13 protein-coding genes are annotated in these 12,929 nt (G+C 70.8%); all 13 read right to left on the bottom strand.

What is annotated here, in order from left to right:
• A partial coding sequence (locus E1218_RS31270; protein ID WP_132326650.1) for a uracil-DNA glycosylase family protein occupies nt 1-591 on the bottom strand: 591 nt, incomplete at its 3' end.
• Between the two features lie 215 nt (nt 592-806).
• Nucleotides 807-1,715 (bottom strand): Ppx/GppA phosphatase family protein, encoded by a 909-nt coding sequence (locus E1218_RS31275; RefSeq protein ID WP_165949495.1) that lies wholly within the window; start codon nt 1,713-1,715, stop codon nt 807-809.
• Entirely contained in the window at nt 1,708-2,190 is a 483-nt protein-coding gene (locus E1218_RS31280; RefSeq protein WP_132326651.1) for a DUF501 domain-containing protein, read from the bottom strand. The genes E1218_RS31275 and E1218_RS31280 overlap by 8 nt, the downstream gene beginning before the upstream one ends.
• The gene (locus E1218_RS31285; protein ID WP_132326652.1) at nt 2,187-2,825 is read right to left on the bottom strand and encodes an FtsB family cell division protein; all 639 of its coding nucleotides are present in this window, start codon (nt 2,823-2,825) and stop codon (nt 2,187-2,189) included. The genes E1218_RS31280 and E1218_RS31285 overlap by 4 nt, the downstream gene beginning before the upstream one ends.
• A 6-nt stretch (nt 2,826-2,831) precedes the next feature.
• On the bottom strand, nt 2,832-4,112 hold the full coding sequence (eno, locus tag E1218_RS31290; protein WP_132326653.1) for a phosphopyruvate hydratase: 1,281 nt from the start codon (nt 4,110-4,112) through the stop codon (nt 2,832-2,834).
• A 39-nt stretch (nt 4,113-4,151) separates the two neighbouring features.
• Nucleotides 4,152-4,697 carry an RNA 2'-phosphotransferase gene (locus tag E1218_RS31295; protein ID WP_132326654.1) on the bottom strand — a complete coding sequence of 182 codons (546 nt, stop codon included), beginning with the start codon at nt 4,695-4,697 and terminating at the stop codon, nt 4,152-4,154.
• Between the two features lie 46 nt (nt 4,698-4,743).
• Complete coding sequence (locus E1218_RS31300) at nt 4,744-5,583, bottom strand: phosphotransferase enzyme family protein (RefSeq protein WP_132326655.1); 840 nt, start codon at nt 5,581-5,583, stop codon at nt 4,744-4,746.
• 44 nt (nt 5,584-5,627) lie between these two features.
• Entirely contained in the window at nt 5,628-6,623 is a 996-nt protein-coding gene (locus E1218_RS31305; RefSeq protein ID WP_132326656.1) for a MazG family protein, read from the bottom strand.
• A complete protein-coding gene (locus E1218_RS31310) occupies nt 6,623-7,252 on the bottom strand; it encodes a SurA N-terminal domain-containing protein (protein ID WP_233712591.1) in 630 nt (209 codons plus the stop codon). The genes E1218_RS31305 and E1218_RS31310 overlap by 1 nt, the downstream gene beginning before the upstream one ends.
• A gap of 26 nt (nt 7,253-7,278) precedes the next feature.
• A complete protein-coding gene (gene mfd / locus E1218_RS31315) occupies nt 7,279-10,911 on the bottom strand; it encodes a transcription-repair coupling factor (RefSeq protein ID WP_132326657.1) in 3,633 nt (1,210 codons plus the stop codon).
• 13 nt (nt 10,912-10,924) lie between these two features.
• Entirely contained in the window at nt 10,925-11,500 is a 576-nt protein-coding gene (gene pth / locus E1218_RS31320) for an aminoacyl-tRNA hydrolase (protein ID WP_132326658.1), read from the bottom strand.
• Nucleotides 11,501-11,536: 36 nt separating this feature from the next.
• The gene (locus E1218_RS31325; RefSeq protein ID WP_132326659.1) at nt 11,537-12,187 is read right to left on the bottom strand and encodes a 50S ribosomal protein L25/general stress protein Ctc; all 651 of its coding nucleotides are present in this window, start codon (nt 12,185-12,187) and stop codon (nt 11,537-11,539) included.
• A gap of 232 nt (nt 12,188-12,419) precedes the next feature.
• Nucleotides 12,420-12,929, bottom strand: a 510-nt coding sequence (locus E1218_RS31330; RefSeq protein ID WP_132326660.1) for a DUF1932 domain-containing protein, incomplete at its 5' end; no start/stop codon positions are given.

Consider the following 12,929-nt stretch of genomic DNA (forward strand, 5'->3'; position numbering starts at 1 on the left):
GATGATGGTTCGGGTGGTCGGGAGCGCCAGCTCCAGCTCGCGGCGGAACCAGGGGGCGCACGTGTCACGCTCGGTGGGGGTGGGCTTGTTCGCGGGTGGAGCGCAGCGGACGGCGGCGATCATGCGAGTGGCCGTGAGGCGGAGGCCGTCGCCGGCGTGTTCACTGGTGGGCTGATTGGCGAGCCCGACGCGGTAGAGGCCGGCGAACAGCCAATCGCCGGACCGGTCGCCGGTGAACACGCGGCCGGTGCGGTTACCGCCGTGCGCCGCGGGAGCGAGGCCGGCGATGAGGATCCGTGGTTCGGGGTCGCCCCAGCCCGCGATCGGGCGCCCCCAGTACGGCTGGTCCGCGAAGGACTTCCGCTTGCTCAAGGCAACGTCTTCCCGCCATTCGACGAGGCGCGGGCAGGCCCGGCAGACCGAGACCCGCGCCTCGAGTTCCGCCACGTCGCCCGTCGTCGCCAGCTCGACCACTTCGGCGGCGTCGTGAGCCACCGGAGTACGACGTACGGCGGGATCCTCCGGCCAGCCCGTGCCCGGTGGGACCGGGCTCTCGAACAACTCCCCCGTCAACGGATGCGGCAGCTTCACTCCCTCAGCCTATGACCCGGACCGGCTGACCGCTTCCAGTCGACAAGGTGCAGTGTGGATCAGACCAGGCGGTCGAGGCGTCGCTCGCGGGAAGCGCCCGGCAGGCCGGGGGTGGGCATCGGCACGCTCTACCGCAACCTTCCGACCCGGCAGGACCTGCTGAACGCGCGGCGCGATCGGGTGCTGACGATCGCCTCCGACGAAATCCGCCACCGCTAGGCGAGCGACAGCGCGACGCCGTCCAGGATGTCGTGTTCGGAGACGAGTACTTCCTCCACGGCCATCCGGTCGTACAGCCGCTGCAGGATCAGCGCGCCCGCGCCGATGACGTCCACCCGGCCGGGATGGATCGACCGTACGGCGGAACGCTCGGCGCGGGTGGAGTTCGTCAGCCAGTCCGTCGTGTCGCGCAGGACGGGACCGCGGATACGGGCGTGGTGGACCTGAGTCCGGTCGTACTCGGGAAGGCGCAGCGCGACGGCGGCGACCGTGGTGACCGTGCCGGCGACGCCGACCAAGGCGCGGGCCTGGCCGATCGGCACGGTGGTGGTGTCGAGGAGAGCGTCGACGTCTTTGCTGATCGCGGCGAGTTCGTCGGGCGCGGTCGGGTCGGAGGTGACGTGGCGCTCGGTCAGGCGGACCGAGCCGATGTCGAGGGACTCGGCGGCGCGGACACCGACGGCGTCGCCGAGGACGAGTTCGGTGGAGCCACCGCCGATGTCGGCGACCAGGTAGGGCCCGGGGATTCCGAGTGCCTGGGTCGCGCCGCGGAAACTCAGCTCGGCTTCCTCGGCGCCGGAGATGATGTCCGGCTCGACGCCGAAGCGCTCGCGGATGCCGGCGAAGAACTCGTCGCGGTTGCCGACGTCGCGAGCGGCGGAGGTCGCCACGAACCGCACCCGGGTGGCGCCGGCTGCGCTGATCGCCTCGGCGAAGTCGGCGGAGGCGGCGAAGACCCGCTCCAGCGCTTCCGGCGCGAAGGCGCCGGACGCGTCGACGCCCTGTCCGAGGCGCACGATCGTCATCCGCCGATCCACCTCGCGCAGTTCACCGTCGATCAGGTCGGCGATCAGCAGCCGGATGGAGTTCGTGCCACAGTCGACCGCCGCCACCCGGTCAGACACAGGGCCCCCGGCGGCCCCAGTCCTGCAAGGCGTGCAGCGTTTCGTCGCCCAGGGGGTTCACGCCGGGTCCGACCGCCAAAGAGTGGCCGGCCAGGACGTGGAGGCACTTGACCCGGGTGGGCATCCCGCCGGCGGTGACGCCGGCGATCTCCTCGACGTGTTCGATCGACTCGCGGTGCGCCAGGTAGGACTCGTGCGCGGCCCGGTAGCGGGCGGCCAGGTCCTCGTCGGTCGACAGGCGGTCGGTCATCTCCTTCATCAGGCCCTCGGCCTCGAGCGTGCCGATCGCGGACGCGAGCCGCGGGCAGGTCACGTAGTACGTCGTCGGGAACGGCGTACCGTCCGGCAGCCGCGGCTCGGTCTCGACCACGTCGGGGAGGCCGCAGCTGCAGCGATGGGCCACCGACCGGATGCCGCGCGGGGTCCGGCCCAACTGCTTCCCGACCGCTTCTTCATCGGAAGGACTGACGCTCACCGGGTCACCTTGGGCGACGGCGTGAGGATCGGCTTCGGTGTGGGCTTGGTGGGCTTCGGCGTCGACGGAACCGCGGGCTTGCCCGCGCCCTCGACACTTCCCCAGAGCTTCGTGTACCAGGTCGGCTGCTGCTCCTCGGCGGCCGCGTCGGACGGCGCCGACGGCTCCGGCGGTGCGCCCACCGGCTTACCGTCCGCGCCGATCACGCGATACCCGACCTCACCCGGCATCACCCAGCCGAGCCGCTGCCGGGCCTGCGCCTTCACGTACGCGTCGTCGTCCCAGCGGGCGATCTCGTCGTTCAGCTCGGCGACCCGCTTCTCCCGGTCGCGGATCTCCTGCTGCAGCGCGGTGATCTGCTGGTGCTGGTCGAACCACACCCGCAGGCTCTGCGCGTACGACACGATCAGCGCACCGAGCACGAGCAGCACGACGGCCGCCCGGCCGGTGAGGTTGCGCGAGCCCCGCGTCCGGACCGGGCCGGCCGGGGAACTCGTCGTACGGCGTTTGGGCTGGTCGCCCCGCCGGGCGGGGTGGGTCGGGGCGGGGCCGAAGGCAAGGCGCCGCGGACGCGACTGGGTCCGGCTCGACGGACGCGAGCCGGGGCGTGCACCGGATTCCCGACGGGGCGGCACGTCAGGTCAGCCCTGGAACCGCGGGAAGGCCGAGCGACCGGCGTACGTCGCCGCGTCGTCGAGCTCCTCCTCGATCCGGAGCAGCTGGTTGTACTTCGCGGTCCGGTCCGACCGGGCCGGGGCGCCGGACTTGATCTGGCCGCAGTTGGTGGCGACCGCGAGGTCGGCGATGGTGGTGTCCTCGGTCTCGCCGGAGCGGTGGCTCATCATGCAGGTGAAGCCGCTGCGGTGGGCCAGGTCGACCGCGTCCAGGGTCTCGGTCAGCGATCCGATCTGGTTCACCTTCACCAGCAGCGAGTTCGCCGCCTTGTCGGTGATGCCGCGCTGCAGCCGCTCGACGTTGGTGACGAACAGGTCGTCGCCGACCAGCTGGGTCTTGGTGCCGAGCTCGGCGGTGATCGCCTTCCAGCCGTCCCAGTCCTCCTCGTTCAGCGGGTCCTCGATCGAGACGATCGGATACGACGCGACCAGGTCGGCGTAGTACGCGATCATCTCGTCGGCCGACTTCTTGCCGCCCTCGAACGCGTAGAGGCCGTCGGTGTGGAACTCGCTCGCGGCCACGTCCATCGCCAGCGCGATGTCCTTGCCGAGCTGCAGGCCGGTCTTCTCGATCGCGACCGCGATCAGGTCGAGCGCCTCGCGGTTGCTGGCCAGGTTCGGCGCGAAACCGCCCTCGTCACCGAGACCGGTGGACAGGCCGCGCTCCTTCAGCACCGCCTTCAGCGCGTGGTAGACGCCGGCTCCCTGCATCAGGGCCTCGCCGTAGGTGGCGGCGCCGATCGGGGCGATCATGAACTCCTGCACGTCGACGTTGCTGTCCGCGTGCGCGCCGCCGTTGAGGATGTTCATCATCGGCACCGGGAGGACGTGCGCGTTCGGGCCGCCGACGTAGCGGAACAGCGGGAGGCCGGTCGACTCCGCGGCCGCCTTGGCGACGGCGAGGCTGACGCCGAGGATGGCGTTCGCGCCGAGCTTGGCCTTGTTCGGCGTGCCGTCGAGGTCCAGCAGGGCCTGGTCGATCAGCCGCTGCTCGTGGACGTCGTACCCGACGATCTCCTTGTCGATGTCCTCCAAGATGGCGGTGACCGCCTTCTGGACACCCTTGCCGCCGTACCGGGCCTTGTCGCCGTCACGCAGTTCGACGGCCTCGAACTGGCCGGTGGACGCGCCCGACGGCACTGCGGCCCGGGCGACGGTGTCGTCGTCGAGGAGAACCTCGACCTCGACAGTGGGGTTGCCGCGCGAGTCGAGGATCTCGCGGGCGCCGACGGCCTCGATGGTGGCCACATTGACTCCCAAGTTCTCGATGACGAATCGGTTCTGAGCCTAGCTGGCAGACCAGCGGGCACGGTGGACCGCGTCGACCCCAACGATCGCATCCGGCTGGACGAACGGGGCCAGTAACACACCGTTCGGCGCCCGATAGACGACCAGATCACCGGGATCCACGCCCAGCAAGACGTCTACAGCCGTTCGACGGCCGACCTGGCTGTCCTTGGAAGGCGCCAGATGAACGTGTGTGCGCCGCCCGGGGAGTAGCCCGTGCGCCTTGATACCGTCCAGAGCCTGGTACGTCGTCCCGTGCCACAGCAGGTGATCGGGGTAGACCCGTTCCCAACTGTTCTCCAAGGCTTCACGCGTCACCGGCATCCCGGCGAGCGAATGCCCCTGACACGCCCGGATCCGCTCCCCGTCGACCTGCAATCGCTGCTTGTCGTTCTGGTCGACGGCGGTATCGAGCGACCGCCGGTCCATCTCCAGCAGCCGCAGGACGTCCTCGATCGACGCCCAGCCGTCCGCACTCATCGTGAGCCCGCGTTCACCTGCCGTGTGCCGGAGCAGTCTGGAGATCCGCCGGCTGTCCCTGCTCACAACAAGTTCCCTCCAGCTCGCCGGCCCGTTCCCCTGGCTCCGTAAGCTACAGGCCTAAGGCGCGGCGGGCGTCCTCGAGTCCCTTCCGGTTCTCGGCGGCGTCGGCGATGCCGGCGCGGACGTCGTTCGAGCACCGCCAGGCGAAGTAGCCGGCCTGCACGGCGTACCTGACCTGCAGGAACGCGTCCAGCCCACCCTCGACCTCGGCCCGAAGCTCCGGCCGCTCCCCCAGGTACGCCGGCACGACCGCGGCCGGCCCGCCGACGTACATGACGGCCGACGCCAGGTCGTACAGCACCGGGCCATGCATCGCCGCACCCCAGTCGATCAACCCGACGGTCCCGTCAGCCTGCCGCAAGAACGCCTCCGGCGCCGGGTCCCCGTGCAACCCGGCCCAGGTCAGCGACTCGAACCGTCGTACGCCGTCCATCGCGCCCTCGACGGCAGGCCGGATCCAGGGCTCCAGGTCCAGCCACGGGTCGAGCTGCGTCACCAGTTGGAGCCAGTCCTTCACCTCGCCCGCGGGCTCCCTGGACAGCCCGTGCACCCGTCCCAGCAGCTCGCCGATCTCGGTCGCATCGGCCTGGGTCAGCGGCTCCCCGTCCACGAAGTCCAGCACCCCGACCTGCCGTCCGTCGACGCGCTCGACCAATCGGCCGGCGTCGCTCGGCACCGGCCGGCCGGTCACCAGGCCGGCGTCACTGAGCCTCGCGGCCAGTTCGAGGCCGGGCGTGAAGCCGCCGTCGCCGGCGTCGACCGACTTCAGCACCACCCGGCGGCCGTCGACCGCTGCGGACCAGGCCTCCGAGTTCATCCCACCCGTCAGCTCTTCGAGGTGAGTTGCGACCAGACCCCAGCGGTCCTGCAGAAGCTGCGCGATATCCACCGACGTCACCCTGCCAGCGACCCGGGCGACCGCGCACCGGGTTTTCAGCCCGATTCGGTGGTGCGGATCTGTTGGGCGAGGTGGTGGACGGTGGTGCGGAGGGCCTGTTCGGCGTCGATGCCGAGGGCGCGGGACTCGCGGACGAGGGCCACCAGTTCCCGGCCGAGGCGGTCGGCGTCGTCGGTGGGCTCGGTGGCCTCGGCGTCGGCCGGGAGCACCCGGGCGGCGCGGCCGAGGACCTTGTCTGCAAGAGCCAGGGCCGGGAGGGCGAGCGGGATGCCTTCGAGGACCGAGCTGCGCTGCTTCTCGGCGGCTTTGATGGTTTCCCAGTTGGCTTCGACGGCGGCGGCGTCGGCCGCGTCGACGGTGCCGAACACGTGCGGGTGGCGGCGCACGAGTTTCTCGACAATGTCGCCGGCCACGTCGTCGATGGAGTAGCCCTCGTCCGGGTCCTCCTCGGCGATGCGGGAGTGGAACGCGACCTGCAGCAGCAGGTCGCCGAGCTCCTCGCGGAGGTGGGCGCGGTCGCCGGTGTCGATCGCCTCGAGGGTCTCGTAGGTCTCCTCGAGCAGGTACTTCGCCAGGCTCTCGTGCGTCTGCTCCTGGTCCCATGGGCAGTTCCGGCGCAGCCGGTCCATCACCCGGACCAGGTCGATCAGCCGCGCACCCGGTACGTCGTACGATCCGTGCAGGATCTCCACCTGGTACGGCGGACGCGGCTCGCGGCTCACCTGGTCGGCGACCACGCGCAGCAACCCGGGTTCGCCGTCCTCCCCGACCAGCCAGGCGACCTGCTGGCCCTCGGCGGCGGCCGCGGACAGCCAGCCCCAGTGCTCGGCGACCCCACCCTCGACCTGGGTGACGACGAGGCCGGAGCCGACGACCGCCTGTACGTCCGGCCGCAGCTCGGCGGCTCCGATGTGGTCGGCGTCGGCGAACGCCTGCCAGGCCGCGCGGGTGAGCAGGCCCGGCGCCACCCGGGGGCTGGTCAGGACGACCTTGATCGCACCGACCCCGGTGTCACCAGGCTGGACCGGCATCAGCCCTGCGGCTGCTGCTGCTGGGCGGCCTGCTCGGCGGCCTCGCGCTTGGCCTTGGCCTGCGCGGACTCCTCCGACAGCGAACCGGAGATCTTGCTGTCGATCCGGCCGTCGCTCCACTGGCCGAACCGCGGCGAGATCTCGACCTTAACGTCCTTCGAGGCCTCCTTGACGGCCTGCACGCCGGCCTGCTGGGCGACCTGCACCTTCGGGTCCTTGACCCCGGTGCCGCCGCCGAGCTTGATGGTCGCGACCGCGGCCGCGGCCACCTGGCGGAGGAAGTCGCGGGCGACCGGGTCGGCCTCGAACTTCGCGAACGCCGTCGGGTCGTTGACCACCAGCTTGGCCGCCTCGGCGGTCTCGGCGTCGCTGACCGTGACGGACCGCTGCTTGCTGACCTCGGCGACCAGGGCGTTGTTCACCAGTTCGCCCAGCGCCACGGTGCTGTTGAACTCCTGTCCCAGCGCGGCACTGACCGCACGGGAGGTGGTGTCGACATCACCGACGGTGATCTCGGTCGTGCCGACCACGGCCGCCGCGCCCGGGTGCGTCCCCGCCGCGCAGCCGCCGACCAGCAGCACCGACGCCACTGCCGCTCCGATGGCCCGAAGCCGTCGCCCTCTGCTCACCGAATCTCCTCGCATCATCATCAGTTTCACGCCGGGACTCCCACCGGCTCGGCGATCACGTCGTCGATCAGGCGGGTGCACCACTGCAGCAGCTCCTGGTCGCGGAGCGGCTGACCGGCGACCGGCCGGGTGGCAGGTCTCGGCACCAGGATCGTACGCAGTTGCGGCTTCACCAGACTCTTCGGGTACAGCCTGTTCAGCCGGAGCACCTTCGAATCGGGCAGCTCGACCGGCCCGAACCGGATCAGGTTGCCCTGCACAGTGACGTCGTGCAGGCCGGCCCGGCGGGCGTGGTTGCGGAACTTCGCCACCTCGACCAGGTTCAGCACCGGCTGCGGGATGTCGCCGTACCGGTCGTGCAGCTCCTCGACCAGCTCGGCGATGCCCGCCTCGTCGCGGACCGCGGCCAGCCGCTGGTACATCTCCAGCCGCAGCCGCTGGGACGGGATGTAGTCGTGCGGCAGGTGCGCGTCGATCGGCAGCTCGATCTTGACCTCGGGCTCCTCTGCCTGGGTGTCGCCCCGGTACTCCGCGACCGCCTCGCCGACCAGCCGGACGTACAGGTCGAAACCGACGTCGGCGATGTGACCGGACTGCTCGCCACCGAGCAGGTTGCCGGCGCCGCGGATCTCGAGGTCCTTCATCGCGACCGCCATGCCGCCGCCCAGGTCCGCGTGCTGCGCGATCGTCGCCAGCCGGTCGTGCGCGGTCTCGGTCAGCGGCTTCTCCGGCGGGAAGAAGAAGTACGCGTACGCGCGCTCCCGGCCCCGGCCGACGCGGCCGCGGAGCTGGTGCAGCTGGGACAGGCCGAGCAGGTCGGAGCGTTCCACGATCATCGTGTTCGCGTTCGAGATGTCGATCCCGGACTCGACGATGGTCGTGCAGACGATCACGTCCGAGCGCTTCTCCCAGAAGTCCTGGATGACCTGCTCGAGGTTGTGCTCGTTCATCTGGCCGTGGGCGACGCTGACCCGCGCCTCCGGGACCAGCTGGCGGATCCGGGCGGCCGCCTTCTCGATCGTGTTCACCCGGTTGTGCACGACGAAGACCTGGCCCTCGCGGAGCAGCTCGCGCCGGATCGCGGCGGTCACCTGGCCCTCGTCGTACGCGCCGACGAAGGTGAGCACCGGGTGCCGCTCCTCCGGCGGGGTCGCGATGGTGGACATCTCCCGGATCCCGGTGATCGACATCTCCAGCGTCCGCGGGATCGGCGTCGCCGACATGGTCAGTACGTCGACCGCGGTCCGCAACCGCTTCAGCTGCTCCTTGTGGTCGACGCCGAACCGCTGCTCCTCGTCGACGATCACCAGCCCGAGGTCCTTGAACTGCACCTCACCGGACAGCAGCCGGTGCGTGCCGATGACGACGTCGACCGACCCGTCGGCCAGCCCGTCCACCGCGGCCTTGGCCTCCTTGTCGGTCTGGAACCGCGACAGCGGCGCCACGTTCACCGGGAAGGCCGCGTACCGCTCGGCGAAGGTCGCGTAGTGCTGCTGGACCAGCAGCGTCGTCGGCACCAGGACGGCGACCTGCTTGCCGTCCTGCACGGCCTTGAACGCGGCCCGGACGGCGATCTCGGTCTTGCCGTAGCCCACGTCGCCGCAGACGATGCGATCCATCGGCGTGATGCGTTCCATGTCCTGCTTCACGTCGTCGATGGTGGCCAGCTGGTCCGGTGTCTCCACGAACGGGAAGGCGTCCTCGAGCTCCCGCTGCCACGGGGTGTCCCTGGCGAACGCGTGCCCCTTGGTCGCCTGGCGGGCGGCGTACAGCTTGATCAGCTCGCCGGCGATCTGCCGGACCGCCTTGCGGGCGCGGCCCTTGCGCTTGGCCCAGTCGCTGCCGCCCATCTTGTCCAGGGTCGGCTGCTCGCCGCCGACGTACCGGGTGACCTGGTCGAGCTGGTCGGTCGGCACATACAGCCGGTCGCCGGGCTGGCCGCGCTTGCCCGGGGCGAACTCGATGACGACGTACTCGCGGGTGGCCTTCTGGGCGCCGGTGCCGACGGTCCGCTGCATCATCTCGACGTACCGGCCGACGCCGTGCTGCTCGTGCACGACGAAGTCGCCGGGCTGCAGCTCGAGCGGGTCGATGGTCTTCTTCCGCCGGCTCGGCATCCGTTGCTGCGAACGACGGTCGGCCATCGACCGCTGCCCGACCAGGTCGTTCTCGGTGAGCACCGCGAGCTTGATGCCTTCGGCAACGAAGCCGTGGTCCAGCTGCCCCTGCGAGATAAGAACCACGCCGGGCTCGGGGATCTCCTCGATGCCGTCGACCGCGCGGGCCGGCAGCTCGGCCTCGGCGAACACCTCGGCCAGGCGCTGCGCCGGGCCGTGGCCCTCGGTCAGGCAGACGACCCGCCAGCCGTCGCGCAGCCAGCCGCGGATGTCCTCGACGGCGGCCGCGGTCTCACCGCGGTACGCCGCCACCTCGCGGGCCGCGACGATCCGGCTCCGGACCGCACCCGCGTCCGGGTCGATGTCGAACGCGACCCGCTCGCCCATCGAGTCGCGCAGCTCGGGTGCGTCGTCGGCCGGCGCCGCCGCGAACGGCGACAGGCTCCACCAGGCCAGGCCCTTGCCCAGCGCGTGCTCCCGGACGTCGCCGAGCGACATGTACGCCGCCGCGCCCAGGTCGATCGGCGCCTCGCCACCACCGGCGGCGGCCGCCCAGGACGCCTCCAGGAACTCCTGGCTGGTGGCGACCAGATCGTGCGCTCGGGCCCGCACCCGCTCCGGGTCGCTGACGACCACGTGCGTGCCGGCCGGCATCAGGTCGACGAGCAGTTCCATGTCGTCGACGAGCACCGGCGCGAGCGACTCCATGCCCTCGACGGCATGCCCCTCGGCCAGCTTCTCGAACAGCTCGGCGAGCTCCGGGTGCTCCTTCGCCAGCACCGCGGCCCGCGACCGAACCTCGTCCGTCAGCAGCAGCTCGCGGCACGGCGGCGCCCACAGGCCGTGCTCGGCGATCTCCAGCGACCGCTGGTCGGCGACCGCGAAGTACCGGATCTCCTCGACGTCGTCGCCGAAGAAGTCCACCCGCAGCGGGTGCTCCTCGGTCGGCGGGAAGACGTCGATGATGCCGCCGCGGACGGCGAACTCGCCCCGCCGCTCGACCAGGTCGACCCGGTGGTACGCCGCTCCGGCCAGCTGCTCGACGACGTCCTCGAGCTCGACCGTGTCGCCGACGTGCAACTGCACCGGCTTCAGGTCCGCCAGCCCGGCGACCTGCGGCTGCAGCACCGAGCGCACCGGCGCGACCAGGATCTTGATCGGCCCGGTGGTCTCGTCCGACGGATCCGGGTGCACGAGGCGCCGCAGTACGGCGAGACGGCGGCCGACCGTGTCCGACCGGGGTGAGAGCCGCTCGTGCGGCAGCGTCTCCCACGCCGGGTAGTACGCGACGGTCGACGCGTCGTCGACCAGGCACTGCAGGGCCTCGGTGAGCTCCTCGGCCTCGCGGAACGTCGCGGTCACCGCGAGCACGGGCCGGCCGGCACCGATCCGTTCGGACGCGAGCGCGGCCAGCAGGACCGGGCGGACCGGGCCGGGCGTACTCAGGTCCAGGGCGGTGACAACGTCGTTCCTGGCGTCGCGAACGGCCTCGGCCACCACCGGATCGGTGACGAGGGTGTCGACCAGACCGCCGAGTTTCACGAGTTGTCCGACCTCACGAGTTGTACTTGCCTTGGGTTGCTTCCAGGCCGTCGGTGAGCAGCGACTCCACCGCGTCCGCCGTCCGGTCCACCGCGAACGGCAGATCCTTGCGTTCGGTGGCGGAGAACTCGTTCAGGACGAAGTCGGCGGGGTTCTGCCGGCCCGGTGGACGACCCACGCCGAACCGGACTCGATAGTACTCACCGGTGCCAAGCGATTTCCGGACCGACTTGAGCCCGTTGTGCCCGTTGTCCCCGCCGCCGAACTTGGCCCGCAGGACGCCGAAGTCGATGTCCAGCTCGTCGTGCACCACGACGAGTCCGGTGGGCTCCACCTTGAAGAACTTCAGCAACCCGGACACCGGACCGCCGGACTCGTTCATGTACGACCGCGGCTTGGCCAGCACCGTCCGGATCCCGCTGATCCGGGTCTCGATCACCTCGGCCCGGATCTGCTTGTGCTGCTTCCACCTGCCGCCCGTGCGTGCGGCCAGCTCGTCGGCGACCAGGTGGCCGACGTTGTGCCGGGTGCGGGCATAGGAAGGGCCGGGATTCCCCAGTCCGACGACCAACCACACGTCGTCCGCCACAGATCCCGGCCCTCCTGTAGTTCTGCTGCGCTGAGACTACTCCGCGGCGGCCGGGACGGGCTCCTCGGCCGGAGCCTCCTGAGTCTCGTCCTTCTCGATCCCGGCCTCGGCCTCGGCCTCGGACAGGTCGGCCTCGAGCTGCTCCGCGGTCTGCTGGGCGGTCACGTTCACGATCAGGGTCTCCGGCTCGATCGCCAGCGTCGTACCGGAGGGCAGCTGGATGTCGGAGGCGTGGATCTGCGCGCCGACCTCGAGGCCCTCGACGGACACGGTGACGCCGTCCGGGATATGGGTCGCCTCGGCCTCGACCAGGATCGTCGGGTGCTCCAGCACGACCAGGGTGTCGCTCACGGCCTCGCCCTCGAGGTGGACGGCGATGTCGACCTGGACCTTCTCGCCGCGCCGCACGATCACCAGGTCGACGTGCTCGATGAAGCCCTTCAGCGGGTCACGCTGCACCTGCTTCGGCAGCGCGAGGTGGCTCTCGCCGCCCTCGACCTCGATCATCAGCAGGGCGTTGGCGGTCTTCAGGGCCAGCATGGTGTCGTGACCGGGCAGCGTGATGTGCACCGGGTCACTGCCGTGGCCGTACAGGACTGCGGGAACCTTGTTGTCCCGGCGGATTCGGCGGGCAGCACCCTTGCCGAACTCCGTGCGCGATTCGGCTTGGATCTTGGCCTCGGCCACGAGATGAACTCCTTGAATGCGTTGCGGTGATCGGTTGTCTAGTGGAACTCGGCTGCGGCCTCAGCGGGCGCTTTGTGACCCCGGAGAAGGCGTCAGGCAACGAACCACCGCGTCGATCACGGAGCCGCGCCCAACATTTCTCGGGGGGCGTCCCTCGCCGAGGCAACCAAAACAGTCTACCCATCACCGCGGCCAGACAGGAAATCCGTTCCGCTGCGGCCGTCAGCGCCCCTCAGGTCAGTTTGGTCCAGACCAGTCGGAGCGCCCGGGCGGCGTCGCTTTCGAGGCCGGCGTCGTCGAGAGTCTCGGCCAGTTCGTCGAACTCCGGCCCCCAGCGCCAGGCGACCCGGCGGAGCTGGTCGGGCAGGGACGGATCCTGAAGCGAGCCGGCGTCGCCGCGGACCTGCTGGGCGGTCAGCGCCTCGGTGACTCCGTGCTTGTCCGCGAGCTGGAACGCGAGCACGGCGAGGGCCGCCTTGCCCTTGTTGTAGAGCGCGTACGACGACTTGGCCGCGCTGGCCGCACCGGGCAGGTCGCCGACCACCATCGGTGTGACCGCGGTGCCGGCCCAGAGCTCGGCCGCCTGCGCGGCGGCCGCACCGGACAGCATCAGATGTGTCGGGCTCGGGCCGCCGGCCGGCGGCGGGCCGATCACGCCGCCGTCCACGAACGTCGCCCGTCCGACCGCCTCCTGCGCCTCCCGCAGCGACTTCGGTGACAACGGGTTCGCCTCGATGTACCT

The sequence above is a fragment of the Kribbella turkmenica genome (assembly GCF_004348725.1).
GTDB lineage: Bacteria > Actinomycetota > Actinomycetes > Propionibacteriales > Kribbellaceae > Kribbella > Kribbella turkmenica.

Coding starts and splice junctions, on each gene's coding strand:
- E1218_RS31305 (WP_132326656.1), bottom strand. CDS start 6,623: ATGCCGGTCCAGCCTGGTGACACCGGGGTCGGTGCGATCAAGGTCGTC.